At 66.2% G+C, this 23,039-nt stretch carries 18 protein-coding genes and 3 pseudogenes; 5 read left to right on the top strand and 16 right to left on the bottom strand.

The window, feature by feature from the left end:
- Position 1 precedes the first annotated feature (1 nt).
- Positions 2-889, bottom strand: coding sequence for a polyprenyl synthetase family protein (locus tag OL239_RS04315; protein WP_268910882.1), 888 nt, complete (start codon positions 887-889; stop codon positions 2-4).
- Between the two features lie 214 nt (positions 890-1,103).
- Between OL239_RS04315 and idi the strand changes: the two genes are divergently transcribed.
- The gene (idi, locus tag OL239_RS04310) at positions 1,104-1,673 is read left to right on the top strand and encodes an isopentenyl-diphosphate Delta-isomerase (RefSeq protein WP_268910881.1); all 570 of its coding nucleotides are present in this window, start codon (positions 1,104-1,106) and stop codon (positions 1,671-1,673) included.
- Here the strand turns inward: idi and OL239_RS04305 are convergent.
- Positions 1,670-2,428 (bottom strand): glycosyltransferase family A protein, encoded by a 759-nt coding sequence (locus tag OL239_RS04305; RefSeq protein ID WP_268910880.1) that lies wholly within the window; start codon positions 2,426-2,428, stop codon positions 1,670-1,672. The two genes, idi and OL239_RS04305, sit on opposite strands and share 4 nt — an antisense overlap.
- Positions 2,429-2,506: 78 nt before the next feature.
- Between OL239_RS04305 and OL239_RS04300 the strand changes: the two genes are divergently transcribed.
- Complete coding sequence (locus tag OL239_RS04300) at positions 2,507-3,184, top strand: hypothetical protein (RefSeq protein ID WP_268910879.1); 678 nt, start codon at positions 2,507-2,509, stop codon at positions 3,182-3,184.
- 97 nt (positions 3,185-3,281) lie between these two features.
- On the opposite strand, the pseudogene OL239_RS04295 reads toward OL239_RS04300, so the two are convergent.
- The 7 genes and pseudogenes from OL239_RS04295 to OL239_RS04265 all read right to left on the bottom strand — a co-directional run bounded on the left by OL239_RS04295 (position 3,282) and on the right by OL239_RS04265 (position 10,049).
- Positions 3,282-4,495: pseudogene (locus OL239_RS04295) on the bottom strand (TerC family protein).
- Positions 4,496-4,751: 256 nt separating this feature from the next.
- Positions 4,752-5,057: a DUF4193 domain-containing protein gene (locus OL239_RS04290; RefSeq protein ID WP_268910878.1), complete on the bottom strand. Its 306-nt coding sequence runs from the start codon at positions 5,055-5,057 to the stop codon at positions 4,752-4,754.
- A 303-nt stretch (positions 5,058-5,360) separates the two neighbouring features.
- Positions 5,361-5,735, bottom strand: a complete 375-nt coding sequence (locus OL239_RS04285) for a YtxH domain-containing protein (protein ID WP_268910877.1) — start codon at positions 5,733-5,735, stop codon at positions 5,361-5,363.
- A gap of 169 nt (positions 5,736-5,904) precedes the next feature.
- On the bottom strand, positions 5,905-6,324 hold the full coding sequence (locus OL239_RS04280) for a DUF779 domain-containing protein (protein WP_268910876.1): 420 nt from the start codon (positions 6,322-6,324) through the stop codon (positions 5,905-5,907).
- A complete protein-coding gene (gene adhP, locus OL239_RS04275; protein ID WP_268910875.1) occupies positions 6,324-7,343 on the bottom strand; it encodes an alcohol dehydrogenase AdhP in 1,020 nt (339 codons plus the stop codon). The genes OL239_RS04280 and adhP overlap by 1 nt, the downstream gene beginning before the upstream one ends.
- A gap of 61 nt (positions 7,344-7,404) precedes the next feature.
- Complete coding sequence (gene exaC, locus OL239_RS04270) at positions 7,405-8,928, bottom strand: acetaldehyde dehydrogenase ExaC (protein ID WP_268910874.1); 1,524 nt, start codon at positions 8,926-8,928, stop codon at positions 7,405-7,407.
- Positions 8,925-10,049: a GAF domain-containing protein gene (locus tag OL239_RS04265; protein WP_329609395.1), complete on the bottom strand. Its 1,125-nt coding sequence runs from the start codon at positions 10,047-10,049 to the stop codon at positions 8,925-8,927. Before OL239_RS04265 ends, exaC begins: the two co-directional genes overlap by 4 nt.
- On the opposite strand from OL239_RS04265, the gene OL239_RS19310 reads away from it, so the two are divergent.
- Positions 9,963-10,442, top strand: a complete 480-nt coding sequence (locus OL239_RS19310) for a hypothetical protein (protein ID WP_329609430.1) — start codon at positions 9,963-9,965, stop codon at positions 10,440-10,442. The genes OL239_RS04265 and OL239_RS19310 overlap by 87 nt on opposite strands.
- 157 nt (positions 10,443-10,599) lie before the next feature.
- Here the strand turns inward: OL239_RS19310 and OL239_RS04260 are convergent, their stop codons facing one another.
- Entirely contained in the window at positions 10,600-12,021 is a 1,422-nt protein-coding gene (locus tag OL239_RS04260; protein WP_268910873.1) for an FAD-dependent oxidoreductase, read from the bottom strand.
- A 174-nt stretch (positions 12,022-12,195) separates the two neighbouring features.
- Between OL239_RS04260 and rarD the strand changes: the two genes are divergently transcribed.
- Positions 12,196-13,269 (top strand): EamA family transporter RarD, encoded by a 1,074-nt coding sequence (gene rarD / locus OL239_RS04255; protein WP_268910872.1) that lies wholly within the window; start codon positions 12,196-12,198, stop codon positions 13,267-13,269.
- Positions 13,270-13,382: 113 nt separating this feature from the next.
- On the opposite strand, the gene OL239_RS04250 is transcribed toward rarD, so the two are convergent.
- From OL239_RS04250 to OL239_RS04235, 4 genes and pseudogenes are all read right to left on the bottom strand, one after another.
- Positions 13,383-15,047 carry a CAP domain-containing protein gene (locus OL239_RS04250; RefSeq protein ID WP_268910871.1) on the bottom strand — a complete coding sequence of 555 codons (1,665 nt, stop codon included), beginning with the start codon at positions 15,045-15,047 and terminating at the stop codon, positions 13,383-13,385.
- Positions 15,048-15,261: 214 nt separating this feature from the next.
- A pseudogene (locus OL239_RS04245) lies at positions 15,262-16,796 on the bottom strand (APC family permease).
- Complete coding sequence (locus OL239_RS04240; RefSeq protein WP_268910870.1) at positions 16,793-17,689, bottom strand: universal stress protein; 897 nt, start codon at positions 17,687-17,689, stop codon at positions 16,793-16,795. Before OL239_RS04240 ends, OL239_RS04245 begins: the two are co-directional and overlap by 4 nt.
- Positions 17,690-17,701: 12 nt before the next feature.
- A pseudogene (locus OL239_RS04235) lies at positions 17,702-19,125 on the bottom strand (flavin monoamine oxidase family protein).
- 217 nt (positions 19,126-19,342) lie between these two features.
- On the opposite strand from OL239_RS04235, the gene OL239_RS04230 reads away from it, so the two are divergent.
- The gene (locus OL239_RS04230; RefSeq protein WP_268910869.1) at positions 19,343-19,972 is read left to right on the top strand and encodes a TetR/AcrR family transcriptional regulator; all 630 of its coding nucleotides are present in this window, start codon (positions 19,343-19,345) and stop codon (positions 19,970-19,972) included.
- Positions 19,973-19,979: 7 nt separating this feature from the next.
- Here OL239_RS04230 and gabT read toward each other — a convergent pair whose 3' ends face one another.
- On the bottom strand, positions 19,980-21,335 hold the full coding sequence (gene gabT, locus OL239_RS04225; RefSeq protein ID WP_268910868.1) for a 4-aminobutyrate--2-oxoglutarate transaminase: 1,356 nt from the start codon (positions 21,333-21,335) through the stop codon (positions 19,980-19,982).
- Between the two features lie 68 nt (positions 21,336-21,403).
- Positions 21,404-22,834, bottom strand: coding sequence for a gamma-aminobutyraldehyde dehydrogenase (locus OL239_RS04220; protein WP_268910867.1), 1,431 nt, complete (start codon positions 22,832-22,834; stop codon positions 21,404-21,406).
- Between the last annotated feature and the right edge of the window lie 205 nt (positions 22,835-23,039).

The raw sequence follows: 23,039 nt of genomic DNA, 5'->3' as shown, positions 1-23,039 counted from the left end.
CCTACCGGCCCCGGTTCACGGCGCCGGCCACGATGCGTTCCAGCACCAGGCGCAGCGACGGCGGGACGGCCGGGCAGTCCAGCCGGGTGCGGGCCCGTGCGGCATGGTCCTCGGCGAGGGCCCGGGCATAATCGCGGGCGCCGCAGCGGATCAGCAGCTCCCGGGCCCGGTCCGCTTCCTCCGGGGTGAGGTCCGGGCAGCCGATCAGGTGCGAGAGCTCTGCCCAGCACGGCTTCTGTGCTGCGTGCGAGATCAGCACGGTCCGCTTGCCCTCGCGGAGGTCGCTGAGGTTCGATTTGCCGGTGGCGCTTTCCTTGCCGAAAACTCCCAGGAGGTCGTCCACCAGCTGGTAGGCGATGCCCGTGTCCCGGCCAAAGTCGCCCAGGGCGGCGACGACGTCGTCGTTCGCCCCGGCGAGGACGGCCCCTGCCTGCAGCGGGGCTTCGAAGGAGTACACGGCGGTTTTCAACCGTTCCATCTCCAGGATTTCCGGCACCGGCGGGGCTCCGGGCGAGAAGGAGAAGTCGACGTCGATCAGCTCGCCGGCGGCGGAGGCAAACACCGCGTCGTCGAGGATCGCGGCCAGGCGCTGCCGGGTAGCGGAATCGGTATCCACCGTGTCCAGCATGCGGAAGGCGCCCGTCAGCGCCAGGTCACCGGCGATGATCCCGGCCGACATGCCGCGGTGGCGTGCCGCTTCTGCCGTCTGCCCCGCCCTCTCCGCCAGGGAGCGGTAGGTTCCGGACACGTTGTCATGGCCGCGCCGGACAAAATCCAGGTCAATGACATCGTCGTGGATGATCAGGGCTGTGTGCAGCAGCTCAAAGGCGGCGCCGACCCGCGCCGCTGCGGCAATATTGGTGCCGCCCAGGTGCTGGTAGGCCGTCATCAAAATACCCGGACGGACCCGCTTACCTCCGGCCGTGGACGATTCGAGCGTCTCCCAAAGGCTAAGGTAGCTGGGGCTGAGCTTGGCGGCACGAAACTTGCCCCGCTCAAAAAGCTCGTCAGGACACCCTCCACCTGCTCTTGGCCGATGGCTGGGTCGAGCAGGGGTTCAGTCTCCATAGGTAAAGTAAACACGGAGAAGATACGGAGGAGAAATGACGCAACGCCCGGAACTGGTCGTTCTCGTGGATCCGGACGGCGCCCCCGTCGGAACGCAGGAAAAAGCCACTGTCCATACGGTTGACACGCCTCTGCATTTGGCGTTCTCCACTCACGTCTATAACCGGTCCGGCGAACTGCTGGTGACGCGGCGGGCCCTGGAAAAACTGACCTGGCCCGGCGTTTGGACCAACTCGTTCTGCGGGCATCCCGGTCCCGGGGAAGCCACCGAAAACGCGGTGCTCCGCCGCGCGGACCGGGAGCTGGGGCTTACCCTGCGGCCGGACCAGCTGACCCTGAAGCTGCCCGATTTTCGCTACCGGGCAGTGGATGCCTCGGGAATCGTGGAGCATGAAATATGCCCGGTCTACACCGCAGTCACTGATACCGACCCGGTGCCGGCAGCCGACGAAGTGATGGACTGGCAGTGGGTGGATCCGCTGGCCCTGGCCGAATCCGTTCGCCTGTCCCCGTGGGCCTTCAGCCCCTGGCTGGTGCTGCAGCTGCCGCTGCTGTACCCGGAAATTTTCACGGCAGGCGCTCCCGCCGCCGGGGAGTCCGCCTAGCCGCGGCCGGCTTTAGCTGCCGGAGCGTACCGGCGCGGCCAGCGGACCCAGGGGGCCTCGGCCGGCCAGTGTGCCAGCAGCGTATGGAAAGCGCGGCGGAAACGGCGGGCAAGGTTGGCCGCGCCGATGACGGCCCGCGGAGCCATGCCCACTACGAGCGTGCGCTCGAACCGGCACACGTACTGCTGGCCCAGATGCAGGCTCAGGCACACGTCGTCGTGCATTTCCTTATCCGCCCGGTGCACCTGGGGGCGGATCTCGCGCCACACCGGGGCCCGCATCGCCAGGTTTGAGCCGAACAGCGGCAGGTGCCCCAGTGCCAGCCCCATCGCAAGATAGTAGGACCCGAGGTAGAACACGCTGAGCACGGCACCCCATGGCCGGGGGAACCCGTAAAATGACCCCGGCCCGGAGAGGGCTCCGAGTGCGGGATCCGCGGCGAAGCTTTCCGCTATGCGCTGAATCCATTCCGCCGGCAGAATACAGTCGGCGTCGCACCGGGCGATGATGTCCCCTCCCGCGGCGTCGTACCCCGCGGCCGCTGCGGCCGGAATGCCGGGCACCGGCTCGGTGATGACACGGGCACCGAACCGGCGGGCAACGGCAGCACTGGAATCGGTGCTGTTGTTATCCACCACCACGATTTCCGCGGGCTGCAACGACTGCCGGGTCAGGGAGGACAGGCACGCTTCGAGGGCCGCTGCGTCGTTCAGGCAGGGGATGACAACGCTGACTGTGGGCAGGGCGGCGGACATGGAGGAAGTCTAGCCGCACGGCCGCGGCCCGCTCTCCCGGCCGGTGCCGCAGGAACCGCCGCCCTCCCACAGGATGGAGTGCTGCGCTACCGTGAATCCATGATCGACGCCCTCCTCCGCCGCCCGGCCGGTGCCGGAGAGTTCTTCGCAGATGCAGTGAGGCTTCTTTGCCTGTTCAGCCTTGCGGCAGCTTTTCTTTGGTACGGCCCGGTGGACGTTGCCCTTTTCCTGCTGGTCCTGATGGGCACACTGATCTCCCGAAGCCTGGAAATTTCCCGGCGGTTTGACGGTATCTACGGCCTCACCCTGCTGACGGCTGCCTGGAGCAGCGTCCTGGATCTGTATGCACGCGTGGGCTGGTGGGACCTCCCCGTGCATTTCGCTGCCACCGGTGTCATTGCCGTCATGGCTTATCTCCTGCTGGCCCGGCTCAACGCCGTTCCGTCGCCGGTTTCCGTGCCGGGTGCCGTCCAGCGGATCACCGTGCCCATCCTGGTCCTTGCCCTGGGGCTGGCCGTCAGCGTGCTCTGGGAGCTGGGCGAGTGGTGGGGCAACGCGTTCGTGGATGAGAGCATCAACGTGGGATACCAGGACACCATGGGCGATCTGGCCGCCGGCGGCCTGGGTGCGCTGCTGGCCGGTCTGGGGCTGGGGCTGGCAAGCCGCGCGCCGGTCCGGCCGAGCCAAACCGCGGACCGCCCGGGCATGCAAAAAGGCACCGCCGGCCGTACTGCTTCTGCCGGCGGTGCCTCGTAAGGACCGCGGTACCCGTAGTACCGGTAGGTGCGCGCGCCCGTAGTACCGGTAGGCACGCGCCCGGCCGTCCGGGGACTGCCGGGCGCGTACGCCGCTGCTAGGACCTGATGTACTTCGCGTGTGCTTCGTGGGCGCGGGCCACCTCGGCGCGGATGTCCTCGATGTCCTTGACCTTGTCACGGTACTTCTTGTCCATGGTGCCGATCTGCTGCTCTTCCTCGCACAGAGCCGTGTAGATGCGCTCGCGCTCGCCCTCGTCCGAGGTGTAGGTCAGGTCGAGATAGGCGTTGGCGTGGCGGCGGGCATTGTTGACGGCCGTCTGCGCCTTGCCTGCGGGGCTGACCAGCGAAGCGATGATGGTGACCGCCAGGATGCCGATGATCACGCTCAGGGACAGGCCGGTACCGATTTCGACGACCAGCACGTGCTCACCGTTGTTGATGAACGGCAGTGTGTTTTCATGCAGGGCGTGCAGCACCAGTTTCACGCCGATGAAGGCGAGAATGGTGGCCAGGCCGTACGAGAGGTAGATCAGGCGGTCCAGCAGCCCATCGATCAGGAAGTAGAGCTGGCGCAGGCCCATCAGGGAGAACGCCGTGGCGGTGAAGACAATAAAGGTGCTCTGGGTCAGGCCGAAGATGGCCGGGATGGAGTCCAGGGCAAAGAGGATGTCGGTTCCGCCAATGGCCACCATGACCAGCAGCATGGGCGTGAGGACTTTTTGCCGTTCTCCACCGTGATCAGCTTGTCGCCGTCGTAGTGGTCGGTGGTGGGCAGCACGCGCTTGGCGAAGCGGATGATGAAGTTGTTCGCTTCGTCCTTCTCGCTGTTCTCGGGCTTCAGCAGGTTGCCGGCAGTGATCAGCAGGATCAGGCCGAAGAGGTAGAAGATCCAGGAGAAGGAGTTGATCAGTGCCGCACCCAGGAAAATGAACCCGGTGCGGGCGATCAGGGCAAACACGATGCCGAAGAGCAGCACCTTCTGCTGGTCCTCGCGGGGAACCCGGAAGCTCGCCATGATGATCAGGAAGACAAACAGGTTGTCAACGGAAAGGGCCTTTTCCGTGATGTAGCCGGCAAAATACTCCGCACCGGCGGTGGCACCGCCGAAGACCAGCACCAGGACGCCGAAAATGACGGCCAGCCCCACGTAGATGCTGGACCAGATGGCAGCTTCCTTCAGCGTGGGAATGTGTGCCTTGCGGATGTGGAAGAAGTAATCAAAGGCCAGTAGGCCCAGAATGACGACAATCGTCACTCCCCAAATTAAGGGGAAACAGTCATGGAACTCCGCTTTCGTAGGGTACGTCAAAGAACCATAGGTCTCTCCGGCGGCCCTGTGAACGGGTGCCCGCTGTTTCCGGCTGCGGCTTCGGTGCCGAACGTGTTGACGGATAACAGTGTGGTGGATACTCCCCTACGAATGCACCAGTCTAACGGCATTTAAACCCGGGCTGCCACCCGGGGGTACCCGGGCGCCGCCGTCGTGCGGGCCGGCGCCCCGCCGGTGCCGCACGACGGCGGCAGCCGGTGCCGCACGACGGCGGCAGCCGGGGAGACCCCGGCCCTTAGCCTTCGCAGTCCACGCAGTACTTCTGGCCGTTCTTTTCCAGGGCCACCTGGGAACGGTGGCGGACCAGGAAACAGGAGGCGCAGGTGAATTCGTCGTCCTGCGCAGGCACTACCCGGACCAGCAGTTCCTCGCCCGAGAGGTCGGCACCGGGAAGCTCAAAGTTCTCGGCGGCATCGGTTTCATCGACATCCACCGCCGTCGCCGACGGGGTCACACTGCGCTGTGCCTGCAGTTCCTCCAGCGAGGCGGTCGATGCTCCGTCGTCCTCGGTCTTGCGCGGTGCGTCGTAGTCTGTTGCCATCTGCCTTAACTCACACTCCATTTTCAGCTAGTTCTTGGGATCCGGCCTCGATCGTAACGGATGGACTGCACGCCCCCCGCTTCCCGCAGCAACATTCGGGACATATTCGCCGCGGGCCGAATCGCCGGTACTTGATCGGTACTTACTCCGCCTAACGTCCCTGCCCGGGAGAACGAACGGAGGGTCAAAAGAATTTCCCTGCCGCAGGTTCTTCGCCCACGGCTTAGAACCCGCTTCGGACGCGCCGAAGGGAGCGTTCCGTGGAACGCTCCCTTCGGGACTGCTGTTCTTTGTGCGCCGGGGTTACTGCTTCGGTTCAGGCTGCACTTCGGCCGGCGTCATGGTGTGCTGGCCGCCGGAGGTGAAGCTGCCGTTGGCGGTGGATCCGGTCGAGCCGGTGCCGCTTGCCTCGGCCGGCGTGGAATCCGATGACCCCGATCCGGAGGCCGGCTTGCCCGATGTGGACGAGTGCGAGACCTTGTCCTTGGCCGTAGAGGCAACTTCCGTCACCTTTTCCTGCAGGCCAGGAGCCTTCTCTTTAGCCCACTCGGTGCCGTGGGACACGGTTTCCTGGACCTTGGGGTCCTTCCAGAGTTCCATCAGCTTTTCACGGCCGCCCTTCGAGCCGACCAGGTAGCCAACGCCCATTCCGGCGAGAAACACGAACTTCTTAACCATGGTTGTCCTCTTTTCCACCCCTTTGCAGGGGCATCGCGAATACCGTCAGATACTGTCCATAAGCACACTACCGCGGGAAGCGGAAGAATAAACAGCAACCTTACTATGCCCGGAGGCCGTTGCGCCTTTCCTCCGCTTCTCGCCGGCGAACCGCCCGCATCCGGCAGCGTCAGCCGGCCATCAGCCGGGAACGGATCAGGAAGCGTTTGCCTTCCGGCGCCTCCACCGAGAATCCGCTGCCCCGCCCCGGGACCACATCCACCGTCAAATGCGTGTGCTTCCAGTATTCGAACTGTTCCGCGGACATCCAGAAGTCCAGGGCCTCCCCCGGCGCCAGCTCGAAGGTTCCCAGCAGCACGTCGGCGTCGGAGGTGATGAAATCGCCGGCCGGATAGCACATGGGCGAAGAACCGTCACAGCATCCCCCCGACTGGTGGAACATCAGCGGACCGTGCTGTTCGCGCAGCTGCAGAAGCAGTTCCTGCGCTGCGGGCGTCAGCGCCACCCGGGAGTAGTTCTCCCCTGGCAGCGTGACAGCGGCATCCAGTCCTGATGCCCCGGCGGCACTTAACTCAGGCGGCGTACCCATCAGTATCCGATCACCACCCGGCCGTCCACGCGGCCCTCCCTGAGCTCGTTCATGATGTCGTTGATCTCCTCCAGGTTTCGGGTCGTGATGTTGGGATGTATCAGTCCGCGGTCATAGAAATCGATCGCTTCCGCCAGATCCTGCCGGGTCCCCACAATCGAACCCCTGATGGTGAGGCCCTTCAGGACGATATCGAAAATCGGTGCTGGGAAATCACCCGGCGGCAATCCGACGAAGACGATGGTTCCGCCGCGCCGGGCCATCCCGATCGCCTGGCCGAAGGCCTCCGGGTGGACGGCGGTTACCAGAACCGCATGTGCGCCGCCCACCTTGTCCTGGATCGCTTGGGCCGGGTCCTCGCTGCGGGCGTTGACCAGCAGTTCGGCCCCGTACTTCTTCGCCAGTTCCAGCTTGTCGTCAGCGATGTCCACTGCCGCCACCCGCAGACCCATGGCCTTGGCGTACTGCACGGCCACGTGCCCCAGTCCGCCGATACCGGAGATGACCACCCACTGCCCGGGACGGGCCCCGCTCACCTTCAGCCCCTTGTAGACCGTGACACCGGCGCAAAGGACCGGGGCGATCTCCTGCGGATCGGCGCCTTCGGGGATGCGGGCCGCGAAGCGGGCATCCACCAGCATGTACTGGCCGAAGGATCCGTCCACCGAGTAGCCGCTGTTCTTCTGGTCCTCGCACAGGGTTTCCCAACCGGTCCGGCAGTACTCGCAGACGCCGCACGCGTAGGCGAGCCAGGCATTGCCCACCATGTCGCCGGGTTGCAGGTCGGTGACGCCGTCACCGGCCTGCACTACCTCGCCAACCCCCTCGTGGCCGGGGATGAACGGCGGAGTCGGCTTGACCGGCCAGTCGCCGTCCGCGGCATGCAGGTCCGTATGGCACACGCCGGTGGCGACCAGTTTGACGAGCACCTGCCCCGGCCCGGGTTCCAGCACCGCCACGTCCTCTACGGAGAGGCCTTCACCGAGGTGGTTCACTACTGCTGCTTGCATGCTCGCCATTGCATCCTCTTTCGTTGGTACACACGGGGGTGGTGTCCAGCGTAGGTTTGGCCCGCCGGGGTTAGAAGAAGCCCTGCTTGTTTTCGGCGTAGCTGACCAGCAGGTTCTTGGTCTGCTGGTAGTGGTCCAGCATCATGGCGTGGTTTTCCCGGCCGATCCCGGAGGACTTGTAGCCGCCGAACGCTGCATGCGCGGGGTAGGCGTGGTAATTGTTCACCCAGACCCGGCCGGCTTGGATGTCCCTGCCGGCACGGTAGGCGGTGTTGCCGTTGCGGGACCATACCCCGGCACCGAGTCCGTAGAGGGTGTCGTTGGCGATGGCCAGGGCTTCACCGTAGTCCGAGAAGCGGGTCACGGAAACCACCGGGCCGAAGATCTCCTCCTGGAAGATGCGCATGTTGTTGGTGCCTTCAAAGACGGTGGGCTTCACATAGAAGCCGCCGGCGAGGTCGCCGTCGAGCATCAGCCGCTCGCCGCCGGTGAGCACCTTGGCGCCTTCCTGGTGGGCAATGTCCATGTAGGACAGGATCTTTTCCAGCTGGTCGTTGGAGGCCTGGGCACCCACCATGGTGTTGGTGTCCAGCGGGTTGCCCTGGACCATCTGCGCGGTGCGGGCCAGCGCGTCCGCCATGAAGCTGTCGTAGAAGGAGTCCTGGATGAGCGCACGCGAGGGGCAGGTGCACACTTCGCCCTGGTTCAGGGCGAACATATTGAAGCCTTCCAGCGCCTTGTCGTAGAACGCGTCGTTTTCCTGCGCGACGTCGGCGAAGAAGATGTTCGGGCTCTTGCCGCCCAGCTCCAGGGTGACCGGGATCAGGTTCTGGGAGGCGTACTGCATAATCAGCCGCCCGGTGGTGGTTTCACCGGTGAAGGCGATCTTGCGGATCCGCGGGGATGAGGCCAGCGGCTTTCCGGCTTCCACGCCGAATCCGTTGACCACGTTCAGCACCCCGGCGGGCAGGATGTCGGCGATGAGTTCCATCAGCACCATGATCGAGGCCGGGGTCTGCTCGGCCGGCTTCAGGACAATGGCGTTGCCGGCCGCAAGCGCCGGGGCGAGCTTCCATACGGCCATGAGGATGGGAAAGTTCCAGGGAATGATCTGGCCCACAACGCCCAGTGGCTCGTGGAAGTGATAGGCGGTGGTGTCGTCGTCGATCTGGGACAGGGAGCCTTCCTGGGCACGGACGGCCCCGGCGAAGTACCGGAAGTGGTCCACGGCCAGTGGCATGTCGGCGGCCAGGGACTCGCGGACCGGCTTGCCGTTGTCCCAGGTTTCGGCGACGGCCAGCAGCTCCAGGTTTTCCTCGATCCGGTCGGCAATCCGGTTCAGGACCTGCGCCCGCTCCGCCACGGAGGTCTTGCCCCAGGCCGGCGCTGCCTTGTGGGCTGCGTCCAGCGCCAGATCGATGTCCTCGGAGGTGCCGCGGGCTACCTCACAGAATACCTTTCCGGTCACCGGGGATACGTTTTCGAAGTAGCCGCCCTTGACCGGCGGCACCCATTCCCCGCCGATCCAGTTTTCGTAACGGGGCTTGAAGGACAGCTTGGATCCCTCGGTGCCGGGCTGCGCATATACGGTCATATCTGCTCCTTGGCGGTGACGACGTCGGTGTCTGACGTACCGAGGTTACGGAACCGCACGTTGCACCAAGGTTGCATTGGCTCCCGTGCTCCGGCCCGACGCAGACCCCCGGCACCGGGTCCATCCACCGGCCGGCCGCATCCCGGACGGAGCCTAGCCCAGCTCCTTCTCCAACCGCTCCAGCCGGGCCACCACGGCCGCCCGCCGGGGTGAGCGCAGCGGCAGCAGCCGCAGGGCCAGGGACCAGGCCTCGACGTCGTTCCGGGCCTCCGCCAGGGACAGGTACGCCAGCAGGACGGCGGAGCCGGCGTCCGACAGCACCGCTTCCCGCAGCACGGTGCTGACTTCGTTGCGCAGGGCGGCGATGGCCGGGGCTTCGGAGCGGGGCAGCACGGCTCCGCGGTACAGGTCCAGGGCCGGCCGGTATGCCCCGCACTCCAGGTAGCCGAGCACCTGCCGGGCATCGACGGCCAGTCCGTGCGGCAGCCGGTAGGGGCGGGACTGCGGCACCAGGGCCGGCTCCGGCCTGCCCTCGCTGTGCTTGGCGAGCATGTTCCGCAGCCGGAGCATCTCGGCGCGGACGGTGCTGACCGACGCGCTTTCGGGATACACCATGACGGAGAGTTCGTCGGCGGTGAGCCCTTCAGGGTGCAGTGCGAGGAGGGTGAGCAACTCTGCAGTGCGAGGAGGGTGAGCAACTCGGAATGCCGGATGCTCAGGGCAGCGGACCGGCCGCCCACCGTCACCACGGCTGAATCCCGGCCCAGGATCTGCAGGCTGTCCGGTGTTTCTGCGGGCAGGGCGCGCCGGCGGCGCGCAGGACGCAGGGGTGGTATTCCGGCCGGCCGCCGCCCGGCGCTGTCCGCTTGCTGAAGCCGTTCCACCCGCAGCTGCGCTTGCGCGGCCGCGACCGTGGCCTCGACCAGCGCCAGCGCGTGTTCAGCCACCGCGTGGTCCCGGCCGGTGATATCGACCACGCCCAGGACTGACCCGGTCTCCGGATCGCGCAGCGGAACCGCGGTGCAGCTCCAGGAATGGACCTGCCTGCTGAAATGTTCCGCCCCGGCGATCTGGATGCTGTTCCCGGAGGCCAGCGCCGTGCCGGGGGCGCTCGTGCCGATGGATTGCTCGGACCAGTCCGTTCCGGGGATAAAGAGCATGCCCTCGGCCCGGCGGCTGAGTTCGCCGTCGCCCTCCACCCAGAGCAGCCTGCCCAGCTCATCGCCCACGGCCACCAGCAGGCCGCTGTCCGCAACCGGGCGCACCAGCAGCTGCCGAATGACGGGCATGACGGCCGAAAGGGGATGTGCCCGCCGGTAGTCCTCGAGCTCCGAACCAGTGAAGACGAGTTTCGGCACCGCCTTGTCCGGATCCGTGTGGTGGCGCAGCGACCGCTGCCAGGAATCCCGGACCGGAGCCCTCAGCCAGCGCTGGAACCCATCAGCGGTGCCCAGGCCTTCATGCGCCCGGCGGGCGGCGCGCTGGAGTCCGTCCGCGGAACACTGCGGAGGTAGAAGATGTTCCGAATTGTGCACTGCCCCGACCTATCCGCGCTGATAAGGAGACCGCCGTCACCGCATTCCAATCCGTGGTGTGCGTGACAGTCTACCCATGCCCCGCCCCCGCTTCCACGGGGAAGCGGGGGCCCGGGCGGCAGGCGGGGAAACGGGGTTATTCTCCCCGCGCGACCCGGATCATTTCCTCGCGGTCCACAACCTTCACCCGTTCACGGATCAGTTCGCCGGTGGCCGGATCGGGGTGGACGTAGGAGGCACCCAGGCTCCGTTCGTAGGCGTCCAGCTTCAGCCAGCCTTCCCAGGTGACGTACTCGACGCCGCGCTCTTCGAGCAGCTTGATGATGGAATCTTCCTCCGGCTCCTGCGCCGCCGGCAGGTTCAGCCGGTCCTCGAGCAGAAAACCAATAGTCTCCAGGGCATCGCCCTTGGTGTGGCCGATCAGGCCCACCGGTCCGCGCTTAATCCAGCCGGTGGTGTAGATCCCCGGCACCGGTGCGCCGGATTCGTCGATCACGCGGCCACCCTCGTTGGGAATGACGCCCCGCCGGGTGTCGAAGCCGACTTCCGGCAGTTCCGAGCCGAAGTATCCAATGGCCCGGTACACGGCCTGCACGGGGTAGTCGACAATCTCCCCCGTGCCGCGGGCGTTGCCGGTGCCGTCGAGTTCGTTGCGCTCGAACTTCATGCCGCCCACCTTGCCCGGGTTGGCGGGATCCTCGTAAATCTCCACCGGGCTGTGCAGGAAGTGCAGGTGGAGGCGGCGGGAGGCCCCCGTATCCTGCTCCTCGACCAGCCAGTTGGTCAGCGTGTTGACCATGGTCTTGGTCTGGTTGTTCGTGCGGATCTGCTGGTCGGAGCCTTCGTCGAATTCGAAGTCCTCCGGGTAGAGCACAATGTCGACGTCGCGGGAATGGGACAGTTCACGCAGCTCCAGCGGGGTGAACTTCACCTGGGCCGGACCGCGGCGGCCGAAGATGTGCACGTCGGTGACGGGCGATTTTTTCAGGCCCTCGTAGACGTTGTCCGGAATCTCGGTGGTCAGCAGGTCGTCGGCGTGCTTGGAGAGAATGCGTGCGACGTCGAGGGCCACGTTGCCGTTGCCGATCACGGCAACTTCCTTGGCGTCCAGCGGCCAGTCGCGGGACACATCGGGATGGCCGTCGTACCACGAGACGAAGTCGGCGCCGCCGAAGGACCCTTCCAGCTCCACGCCGGGGATGCTCATATCCGCGTCCCTGATGGCGCCGGTGGCAAAGATGATGGCGTCGTAGAAGTGCCGGAAGTCCGTGAGGGTCAGGTCCTTGCCGTAGTGCACATTTCCCAGGAAGCGGATGTCGCCGCGGTCCATGACCTTGTGCAGGGCATTAACGATGCCCTTGATCCGCGGGTGGTCCGGCGCCACGCCGTAGCGGATGAGGCCGTAGGGCGCCGGGTACTTGTCGAACAGGTCGATGCTGACCTCGAAGTCCCGTTCAGCTTTGGTGAGGATATCTGCGGCGTAAACACCGGCGGGGCCAGCGCCGATGATGGCGACTCGCATGGGGCGCTGCGACCGGTCCGCGGCTGAATTAGACACTGATAGTCCTTCGTCTCGGGGAAACCTTGTGCGGAATAGCGCACAGTTTCCTATTCTAAATGCGCAGGCACCGCGGCGTCTAAACGGTTCGGTGCCGCAGCCGCCACGGATGGGCGTCAACACTGGGAGTGCGTGCCCGGGAATACTCTCCACGCGTAATGGGTTGAGAATCACGTGTCTGCATCCGACGGAATAGGCGCCCGGCGCTCCGCACCCTCACCTGAGTCCATCCGCTTACCAACACCAGCGGCAACCGGCGGATCCGCCGGTGCTTCCGGTGCTTCCGGCCCGACGACGGCCGGCACCGCGGGCGGTACGCCGGCAGCCACGCGGGGTCCCGGGCCGGGCGAGAACAAACAGGGGCTCCTGTTCGGCGTCGGAGCATACGTGCTGTGGGGCCTGCTCCCCCTGTACTTCATGGTGCTGGTTCCGGCCGGGGCCGTGGAAATCGTCGCATCGCGCATCGTTTTCTCCCTGGTGTTCTGCGCCGCGCTGCTGACTTTCATGCGGTCGTGGAAGACGTTGGCTGCCGCCGCGCGGAACCTGCGCCTGGTCGGCACCCTGGGCGGAGCCGCCGCCCTCATCGCCGTTAACTGGCTGACCTACGCTTGGGCCGTGCTGAATGAACATGCCGTGGAAGCAGCGCTGGGCTACTTCATCAATCCGCTGGTCTCGGTGCTCCTGGGTGTCCTTGTGTTCCGCGAGAAGCTGCGGCCGCTGCAGTGGGTGGCCATGGGAGTGGGTTTTGTTGCCGTCCTGGTCCTGGCACTGGCATACGGCGCTGTCCCATGGATCGCCCTGATACTGGCGTTCAGCTTCGGCTCCTATGGGCTGGTCAAGAAGGGAGTGGGCGGCAAGGTGGACGCCATCTCGAGCCTGACCATTGAAACCGCCGTCCTGACCCCTGTCGCGGCGGCTGTCCTGGTGTGGATGTCCGTCAACGGCACCGCCACCATTCTGTCCAACGGATCCGCACATTTCTGGCTGTTGGCGGCGAGCGGCGTCCTGACCGCTGTTCCGCTGATCTTCTTTGGCGCCGCTGCCCGGCGCCTTCCCCTGTCAACGGTGGGAATGCTGCAGTATCTGGCGCCGACCCTGCAGTTCATCATCGCCCTGGCGGTGTTCAAGGAAGTCATGCCGCCCGAACGCTGGGCCGGATTCGGCCTGGTCTGGCTGGCGCTGGTCATCCTAACCGTCGACATGATGGGCGGACCCCGCCGGAACCGTATTCTCCGCGCTGCCGCCTGAGGCCGGCGCTGCCCTGAGGCCGGCGCTGTCTGCGGCGACGAAAAGCCCCGCCTGCCGGCGACGGCGGGCGGGGCTTTCGCGAATCCCGGTGCCGGGGTCCGTGCGGTTTGCGGCTACCGCGCCGAGGCGCTGCGCTGGCGCTGCAGGGCAACCAGGGCCGCGCCCCCGGTCAGTGCCATCAGAGCGCCGATTCCGCCGATGGACAGCTGTGCGGCGTTCAGTCCGGTCGCGGCCAGCTCGGTCGTGCCGTCGGCAGCGGCCGGAGCCGGCTGGGCTGACAGGACCGTGACGGCCTGCTCCACGGTGAACGTGGTCCAGCCGGACAGGACGCCGTTGCGGAACAGTGCCACCTTGTGCTCGCCGGCCGCCAGTACGGCCGGTACGGCCACGGCCAGGGAGCCGGTGGCATCAGCAGCAGTCATTCCCAGATTGACGCCGGCGGACGGAAGCACCACTTCATAGGAGGCTGCCGCTTCCAGGCCGGAAATGCGCAGCTGGCTGCCCGAAGCAGTAGCCGTGGCTGTTCCGCGTGCCGAGTCGGTCAGGATGGCGTCGTTTCCGAGCGCCACCTGGTCCATGGCGGCCGCGGCGGCCGCCCGGGCCTTCTTCTCAGCTGCCTGGACCGCTGCTGCTTCGGCAGCTGCATTCTCCGCCGCTGCCTGTGCGGCCGCCGCTTCTTCAGCGGCTGCCTGCTCCGCAGCGTCAGCTTCGGCGGCCTGCGCCGCTTCGGACGCTGCAGCGTTCTGCTCCGCGGCGATTTCCGCTTCACGGGCTGCTGCCAATTCATCGGCTGCCTGCTGCGCGGCTTCCGCCGCTGCGGCTGCCGCGGCCTCTTCGGCCGTCTTCCGGGCTGCTGCCTCTTCTGCGGCCTTGGCTGCGGCGGTCTCGGCTGCCTTCTCCTCGGCTGCCTTAGCTGCCGCGGCCTCCTCGGCTGCCTTAGCTGCCGCGGCCTCCTCGGCTGCCTTGTCTTCTGCCGCTGTGTCCTTGGCAGGCTCGGTGTTGTCCGGTGCGGGCACGGGGGCGCCAGGCGCCGGTGTCTGCGCTGCAGCCTCCTCGGCGGCCTTCTCAGCGGCTGCCTTGGCCGCGGCGTCCGCTGCTGCCTTATCAGCGGCAGCCTTGGCCGCGGCGTCGGCGGCCGCTTTTTCAGCGGCGGCCTTTGCTGCGGATTCCGCCGCTGCCGCGTCTGCCGCAGCCTTCGCCGCTGCTTCTTCCGCAGCCTTCGCCGCTGCTTCTTCTGCAGCCTTCGCCGCCGCAGCTTCGGCTGCTGCGCGCTCAGCGGCTTCCCTGGCTGCTGCTTCATCCTGAGGCGTCACAGCAGACCGGCCAAACTGGGCTGTGGCGAGGAAGACCCCCTTGTTGGGACCTGCGGTCAGCTGGACGGCGCCGATTCCAATGTGGGTGTCGGCGGCCCGAAGCATGTTGGCGCGGTGCGCTGGCGAGTTTACCCACCAGGAGAAGGCCTGCTCGGCGCTCATGTTCCAGACGATGTTTTCGTGGAAGGCGTAGGACCCGGGGCTGTGCTGGAAGACGCCGGCGCCGTGGATGTTGGCCTGGTCGGCGGACTGCTGCGTCCACCACTGGGAGTCGGCGGTCATCCGTGCGTCCAGGGCCAGCGGCGCCAGCGCGTGCTGGGCCCGGTAATCATTGATCAGTACATGCAGGCGGTTGGCGAATTGCGCGTCCGCGGAACTGGCAGCGGCGGACGGAATCGAGATCACCGCCGTCAAAAGTGCTATGGCGAGCGCCGTGAAAACGCCCACAAGTTTCTTAACGCGCAATGGCTTTCCTTATGCCTCGAGACCCGATGACCACCGAAGCGAAACATCAAAGCCAGACCGTGCACAGCCTCCCCAGAGAGCTGCGGTGCCCGGTAAAAACGTCACGGGGCAACGATGTGAACATACCGTAGGCCTCTGCAATAGACAACAACCCCTCCATTATCACCAGTAACACCCATAACAAATGGGACACGCAGGAGACTGTGCCGGCGGACTACTCCTGATGTGCGGAGGTTCCCCGCCGCAGGGTTTCCCCGCGGAAGTAGCCGGGATTCCGGTAATACATCAGCAGCATCAGCACGGCTCCCAGGGCTATGACGCCGGTGCCCAGCACAAAGACCAGCCCCACTCCCCCTACTGAGGAGCCGGAGCCGTAGTCCGGGTCCATGGAGTCGACCGCGGTCTTCAGGAACATCACGAACAGAATGACGGCGCCCAGCAGCGGTGCCAGGAACTTGAGCAGGAAATCGCGCAGCCCGCTGAACGCCTCGGCCCGGAAATACCAGACGCAGGCCAGAGCGGTGATCCCGTAGTAAAAGCAGATCATCAGGCCCAGGGCTGTGATGGTGTCCCACAGGGCGTTTTCCGAGAGCAGTCGGGTGACGGCGTAGAAACCGGCCGCGGCCACCGCGGAGGCGATCGTGGCGTACCCCGGCGACTTGTGCACCGGGCTGATGCCGCCGAAGCGCCGGGGCAGGGCCCGGTAATGTCCCATGGCCAGCAGTGTGCGTGCCGGCGACACGAAGGTCGACTGCAGCGAGGCGGCCGAACTGCTGAGGATGGACAGGGACATCAGGATGGCAAACGGTCCCATGACCGGACCGGCCAGGACCGCGAAGATGCTCTCCTGGTTCTCGGGGTTCCCGGCGCCCAGTTCCCCTTCGCCCACACCGGCGTAGGACAGCACTGCAAGGGAGACCATCATGTAGATCACGACGATCACGAATACCGTCGCTGTTGCGGCACGCCCCGGTGTCTTCCGGGATCCTTCGTTTCCTCGTTCATGGTCAGCGTCACGTCCCAGCCCCAGTACACAAAGATGGAGAGCGAGACGCCGGCGGCGAAGCTCGAAAAGGAGTCCACCGCAAAGGGATTGAACCATTCCGCGGTGACCGGGGTGGCGTCAAAGGCCGTTCCCGCCCCAACATGGACAAAGGCCGCCACTGAGAACCAGCCCAGGACCAGCAGCTGGAAGCCCACCAGGACGTACTGGAACACCTTGGTGGTTTCCAGCCCGCGGTAGGAGATCCAGCAGGCCACGGCAATGAAGACGCCAGTGGTCAGGATGTTCAGCGGCAGGTTGGTGGTCAGCTCCGCCAGCGAGTCGTTGCCGGTCACCTGCGCGAGCATCAGATAGAAAAAATCGACGGCCACCGCCGCGAGGTTGGACAGCACAATAATGGTGGCCGCAATCAGGCCCCAGCCGCCCATCCACCCCACCCACGGTCCAAAGGCCCGCGTGGCCCAGGTGAACGACGTGCCGGAATCCGGCATGGCGTTGTTTAGCTCCCGGTAACCCAGTGCCACCAGGATCATGGGAATGAAGCCCACCAGGAAGATTGCCGGCAGCTGCACCCCCACCTCGGAGACGGTGGGGCCCAGGCCCGCGGTCAGGGTGTAGGCCGGCGCAATGCAGGACACCCCAATCACCACGGCCCCGAGAAGCCCGACGGTTCCGGATTTCAGGCCCTTTCGGCTGAGTCCGCCGGGCTGGTCCTGCGTGGGCGGGACAATTCTGCTTGAGCTCATTCGGTCACCTCTGTCGGACGGGACGTGCCGCCGGCGGGACGGGACCGGAAATCCCGGGGCACCACGACCATGGGTACGGGGAGGCTGCGCAGCACCTTGCTGGCTGTGGGCCCCAGGAAAAGGCGGTTGTTGTCCGCCAGGCGGCTGGACCCGATGAGCATGATTTCGCCGTCATCGAACTCGAGGTCGTCAATAGCGTTTTCAATCGTCCTGCCCTGCGCGACGACGGCGGTTACCGGACAGCGGCCGGCCGCCAGTTCCTGTGCCCGGGTCAGCCGGCCGGCAGCATGCAGGTCCGCCTCCAGCACGGCGTTTGCGTCCCGGCTGGAGGCATCCAGGGCGACCAGCGACACCAGCCGCAGCGGAAGTCCGCTGCGGGCCGCCGTCGCCACCGCTGTTTCCAGCACGTCCTCGGAACCCCGCCGGTTGCCCACCGCGCAGGTGATCCGGGTCAGCGTCCCGGTCCTGCTGTAGCCCCGCGGCGCCAGTGCCACCGGCACCTGGGCGGCGTGCAGCAGCGCATTGGCGACGCTGCCGACGGTGAACCTCTTAAACAGTCCGTTGCTGGCGGCGCCCACCACAATCAGCGCCGCGTGCAGTTCATCGGCTGCCGCTATCAGCCCGGTGGCGTCGGAGTCGGCGTTGCGGATGTGTCCGGCGGCCCGCACGTCGGCGGGAACCGCGGCCAGGGCATCGGACAGCCATATCTGGAGCTGTTCCTCAAGCAGGTCCCGGTAGCCGCTTTCGGGCGGATAGACGGCGGTGTAGGGAGAATGCACCGGGTCGATCATGACCAGGTCCAGCTCCGCGTCCTGGCTTCGGGCCAGGACGGCGGCCAGGTTCAGGGCGTCCCGGCCCCTCTCATTAGCGGTGTATCCGACGACATAGCGCATGCGGACTCCTTGTCAGCCCTGTCCGGGTGCTGTGGCGGCTCCGGGATTTGCGGTGGTTTTTTCGGCTGTCTCAGCGGCGAGGATCCGGTCGGCGGTGAGCAGGCCCATCCGGACCGCACCGTCCACATGCTGGTAGCCCTCGGCGGCAAGGTCGGAGCAGGACCAGTGGATCGGGCCCACCGGCGCCAACTGGTCCGGGCCGAAGCGGTGCAGGCCGCCGAGGTCGTAGCTGGCGGCATAGGCACCGCGGGTCCATTCCTCGGAGCCCCAGTCGGACTCGTAGTAGACCTCCGGGGTCAGCGCTTCTTCGCCGAGGAAGGCGGCAATGGAGGACAGGATGGCCCGGCGGCGGTCCTCAGCGGAAAGCTCGAACATGGCGTCGGCCTTTTCATCCGAGACAAACCCCACCAGTGTGCCGCGGGGGTCTTGGTGGTTGGTGTTGTCGTAGACCTCCTGGACCAGTTCCCCGGCGCCAAAGCAGGTGCCGGAGAGGCCCTTGTCCCGCCAGAACGGTGTGGCGTACACGGCATGGACCTTGATGACCAGACCGAGCGACTGGTGCTGGTGCATCTGGTGCTGGCGGCGCGGCAGCGGAGGAACGAAGGACACCCGCGAATAGAGGTTTGGCGGCACGGCCATGACGGCATAGCGGGCGTGGACGGTGACATTGTCAGCAACGGCGGTCACGCCGTCGTGCGCTGTGCCGTCCTCCCCGGCCAGCGCAGGAAGCGCACGGGGTTGGAAAGCACGACGTCGTCACCCAGGTCCGCGGCCATGCGCTCGGAGACCTGCTGCATGCCGCCGGCAACGCGCCGGTCCAGGATGAAGTCCTCGTTCACCAGATTGGAGAAGGACCCGGCCGACGCCGCCATCAGCACCGCTTGGAGCACCGAGAAGGCATGGGCGGGCTTGGTCAGCATGCCGCCGGCCACGAACAGGCCGATGTTGTTGCAGGCCTCTTCGTCGCCGGACTGCCCACGCAGCCAGCTGGAGAAGGAAATAGTGTCCAGTTCCCGGGCGCGCGGATGCTTCCAGGGGGCGGCCGGGTCGGTTTCCGCGGCCAGCTCATCCAGGAGGCCGATCAGCCGGAGCATTTCCTTCTCGGTCCGCTCCCCCGCCGGGAACATGTCGCCGGTGTAGGTGCGCCGGGTGCCGTCCGGCGAGATGTAGACGGACTCACCGGCGCGGTACCGTTCGAAGGTTTCCAGGCCCAGTTCCGCCACAAGGGCGGCCAGCACCGTCTGGTCCGGGGAAATCCACTGGCCCCCAATCTCCAGCAGGGCTCCGTCGATGGTGTCGGTCCAGGTGCGGCCGCCCACCCGGTCCCGGGCCTCCAGCACGGCGACCGACAGCCCCGCGGCCTTCAGCCTGCGGGCCGCGCTCAGGCCCGAGGGGCCGCCTCCAATGATGACAACGTCGCGTTCCAGCGTGTTCACAGCGTCCTTTCCTGCGGCCGGAAGAGCCGCCAGCAGTAAATAAATGAATGCTATTCATTTATTAGAAGAAGACTGTAGCGTGGGTCACGTCCCATGGGAAGCGAGGAACGGGAAATGACGGCGCTGTGAAACCATGAAGACCGACCCGTGGGAGGGAACTGGGCACATGACAAGGGACGAACCACACCGCAGGAGCGCCGGGCGGCCGGTAAAGGAAGTGCTTTCGCAGGAACGGATCACCGCGGCGGCACTGGCGGTCATCCGGGCGGGCGGTTACGGCGCCCTGACCATGTCGGCCCTGGCCAAGCGGCTGGGGGTGGCTCCGTCGGCGCTGTACAACCACGTTGATTCCAAGCAGGAAGTGCTCCGCTGGCTGCAGGACCATGTCATGTCATCGGTGGACACGTCCGGTTTCCCGGAGCTGCCGTGGGATCAGGCAGTGCGCGGCTGGGCACGTTCGTACCGGAGTGTTTTTGCGCGGCACACGCCGCTGATTCCAGTCATTGCCGTGCTTCAGGTCAGCGGGGCGCCCCGCACGCTGGCCATGTACGAGGCGGTCACGGAGGGGCTGGTGCGCGCGGGCTGGCCGCCGGCGGAGATTGTGCCGGCGATCGTGGCACTGGAATCCTTCATCTACGGATCGGCGTACGACGCCGTGGCGCCGCACGACATCTTCGACACGGGCGCCTTGGCGGGGCAGAGCCCGCATTTCACCGCGGCGGTCCAGGAACAGTCCGGACGGGCCGAGGGCCGGGCGGCGGAAATTGCCTTCGAGGCCGGACTGGATGCCCTGATCACCGGATTGGCCCGGCGGGCCGGACTCAGGCTGGAGTCCGGACCCGCTTAGGCCCGGCTCAGGCCTGGGCGCGGACGGCGGCTTCGAGCACATCCAGGGCATCGGACAGCAGATCGTCACCGATCACCAGCGGCGGCAGCAGGCGCACCACGTTGCCGTAGGTTCCGCAGGTCAGGATGATGACGCCCTCCGCCAGGCAGGCCGCCGCGACAGCCTTGGTGACGGCGGCGTCGGGCGTCTTGGTGCCGGGCACCACAAACTCCAGTGCCAGCATTGCTCCGCGTCCCCGGACCTCGCCGATCACGCCGGTGTCGTCGGCCAGCTTCTGCAGGCGCGGTACGCAGATCTCTTCGATGCGGCGGGCACGGCCGGCCAGGTCCTGCGTTTCCATCGTCTCGATCGCAGCCAGTGCCGCAGCGCACGCCACGGGGTTGCCGCCGTAGGTGCCGCCCAGACCGCCCGCGTGGACGGCGTCGAGCAGTTCCGCGCGCCCGGTGACCGCTGAGAGCGGCATGCCGCCGGCAATACCCTTGGCCATGGTGATGAGGTCCGGAACAACCCCTTCGTGCTGCACGGCGAACCACTCGCCGGTGCGGCAGAAACCCGACTGCACCTCGTCCGCGATGAAGACGATGCCGTTGGCTTTGGCCCACTCGGCCAGGCGCGGCAGGAAACCCTCGGCCGGAACGATGAAGCCGCCCTCGCCCTGGATCGGCTCAATCAGGATGGCGGCTGTCCGGTCGGCGCCAATTTGTTTTTCAATGGCCAGAATCACCCGGTCGGCCGCCTCAGGGCCGGTGATCTCCGGATTTTCCTCGCGGAACGGATAGCTCATGGGCATCCGGTAGATCTCGGAGGCAAACGGCCCGAATCCGGTCTTGTACGGCATGGCCTTGGCGGTCAGGCCCATGGTGAGGTTGGTGCGGCCGTGGTAGGCGTGGTCAAAGGCAACGACGGCGTCGCGGCCGGTGGCGGAGCGGGCGATCTTGATTGCGTTTTCCACGGCTTCGGCGCCGGAGTTGAACAACACCGTGCGCTTGTCATGGTCCCCGGGTGTCACCTCGTGCAGCTTTTCGGCCAGCGCGATGTACCCCTCGTAAGGGGTCACCATGAAGCAGGTGTGCGTGAAGTGCTCCACTTGGTCCTTCACGGCGCCGGCGACGGCGGGATCCGAGGCACCGACACTGGTCACGGCAATGCCGGAGCCCAGGTCAATGAAGGAGTTGCCGTCGACGTCCCGGAGGATTCCGCCGTCGGCGTCAGCGGCGTACACCGGCACGGAGGAGGCCACTCCCCTGGCCACCACAGCCGCCCGGCGGGCATTGAGCTCGGCTGATTTGGGCCCCGGGAAGGATCCGTTGATGCTGCGCTTCTGCTCGAGCCGGTATGCGGGCTGGACGGCGTGGGTGCTCATGGGGTGTGCCTTTCAAGCGGTGCTGCATGGTGGTAAGTGCTGCTCGGTGGTGAGTGCTGCGGTGCCGGTCAGGCGTCGAGGGCGGTCATGACGTGCTTGATCCGGGTGTAGTCCTCCACGCCGTACATCGAGAGGTCCTTGCCGTAGCCGGAGCTCTTGAACCCGCCGTGCGGCATTTCGGCCGTGAGCAGGATGTGCGTGTTGATCCATACGGCGCCGAAGTCCAGGTCGCGGGCCAGGCGCATGGCCCGGCCGTGGTTGGTGGTCCATACGCTGGAGGCCAGGGCGTATTCGACATCGTTGGCCATGTCCACGGCTTCCTCCTCGGTGCTGAAGGACTGCACCGTGATGACCGGGCCAAAGGTTTCCTTCTGCACAACGTCATCATTCTGGCGGGCACCGGTGATCACCGTGGGCTCGAAGAAGAAGCCTTTGGAACCGGCGCGCTTGCCGCCGGTGGCGATGCGGCAGTGCTCCGGCAGGGAGTCGATGACGGCATTGACCGCGTTGAAGTGGTTGATGTTGTTCAGCGGGCCAAAGTAGTTCTCCTCGGAATCCTCGTGCCCGGTCTGCAGGGTCCTGGTGTGTTCCACCAGGGCGGCCACGAAGTCCTCCTGCGCGGCTTCCTCGACCAGGACGCGGGTGATGGCGGTGCAGTCCTGCCCGGCGTTAAAGAAGGAGAACTCGGCGATGGCCTGGGCCGTTTTCTGCAGGTCTGCATCGGCGAAGACTACGGCAGGTGCCTTGCCGCCCAGTTCCAGGTGCGCGCGCTTGAGCGTCTTGGCTGCACCGGACGCCACGGCGATGCCGGCCCGGACGGAGCCGGTAATGGACACCAGGCCCGGGGTCGGATGGTCCACCATGGCGGATCCGGTTTCACCGGTGCCCAGGACGACGTTCAGGACGCCGGCCGGAAAGATCTCCCCGGCCAGGCGCGCCAGCACGAGGGTGGATTCGGGCGTGGTGTCGGAGGGCTTGAGTACCACGGTGTTGCCGGCGGCGAGCGCGGGGCCGATTTTCCAGACGGCCATCAGCAGCGGATAGTTCCACGGAGCCACCTGCGCGACGACGCCGATCGGCTCGCGGCGGACGAAGGAGGTGTGGCCTTCCATGTACTCCCCGGCGGCCTTCCCTTCGAGCAGGCGGGCCGCGCCGGCGAAGAAGCGCAGCTGGTCCGCGCCCACTGCCACTTCTTCGGCGGCAATGACCGAGGGCACCTGTCCGGTGTTGCGGTGCTGGGCTTGAACCAGCTCATCGGAGTTGGCTTCCAAGGCGTCGGCAAGGCGCAGCAGCATGCGCTGGCGCTCGGACGGTGTCGTGCGTTTCCAGGTCCTGAACGCGGTGTGGGCAGCGTCCATGGCGGCGTCGACGTCGGCCTGAACGGACACCGGGGAGGAGGCAACCACTTCGCCGTTGACCGGGTTGACGATCTCCAGCTGTTCCGTTCCCCGGGCCGGGACAAACTCTCCGTTAATAAAGTTCTGCAGTGTCTGTGCCATCGCAGTGTCCTTTCAGGATTCAGGATGTGTAGGCCCGACGCCGTCGACCGGGACTTTCTCTCAACTTAGGCTGTAAGACCCCTGATCCAAAGGGGCGACCAAACAAGAGTCACGGTCCGTAATTGTGCAGGCGAACAATCCCGGTCCCCCTATAGTTGCTCCATGCCGATTTACCTTTCCGATCTGCTGGCTGCCCCGCAGCTGG

It is taken from the genome of Arthrobacter sp. ATA002 (assembly GCF_026898095.1).
Lineage (GTDB): Bacteria > Actinomycetota > Actinomycetes > Actinomycetales > Micrococcaceae > Arthrobacter_B.
Note: the sequence above shows the minus strand (reverse complement) of the source record. Positions and strands in the feature narration are given on the sequence as shown.

Coding starts and splice junctions, on each gene's coding strand:
- exaC (WP_268910874.1), bottom strand. CDS start 8,928: ATGACCGTATATGCGCAGCCCGGCACCGAGGGATCCAAGCTGTCCTTC.
- gabT (WP_268910868.1), bottom strand. CDS start 21,335: ATGAGCACCCACGCCGTCCAGCCCGCATACCGGCTCGAGCAGAAGCGC.
- idi (WP_268910881.1), top strand. CDS start 1,104: ATGACGCAACGCCCGGAACTGGTCGTTCTCGTGGATCCGGACGGCGCC.
- OL239_RS04290 (WP_268910878.1), bottom strand. CDS start 5,057: ATGGCAACAGACTACGACGCACCGCGCAAGACCGAGGACGACGGAGCA.
- OL239_RS04240 (WP_268910870.1), bottom strand. CDS start 17,689: ATGCGCTATGTCGTCGGATACACCGCTAATGAGAGGGGCCGGGACGCC.
- OL239_RS04285 (WP_268910877.1), bottom strand. CDS start 5,735: ATGGTTAAGAAGTTCGTGTTTCTCGCCGGAATGGGCGTTGGCTACCTG.
- OL239_RS04315 (WP_268910882.1), bottom strand. CDS start 889: ATGACGGCCTACCAGCACCTGGGCGGCACCAATATTGCCGCAGCGGCG.
- OL239_RS04280 (WP_268910876.1), bottom strand. CDS start 6,324: ATGGGTACGCCGCCTGAGTTAAGTGCCGCCGGGGCATCAGGACTGGAT.
- OL239_RS19310 (WP_329609430.1), top strand. CDS start 9,963: ATGGACCTGCCTGCTGAAATGTTCCGCCCCGGCGATCTGGATGCTGTT.
- adhP (WP_268910875.1), bottom strand. CDS start 7,343: ATGGCGAGCATGCAAGCAGCAGTAGTGAACCACCTCGGTGAAGGCCTC.
- OL239_RS04305 (WP_268910880.1), bottom strand. CDS start 2,428: ATGTCCGCCGCCCTGCCCACAGTCAGCGTTGTCATCCCCTGCCTGAAC.
- OL239_RS04220 (WP_268910867.1), bottom strand. CDS start 22,834: ATGGCACAGACACTGCAGAACTTTATTAACGGAGAGTTTGTCCCGGCC.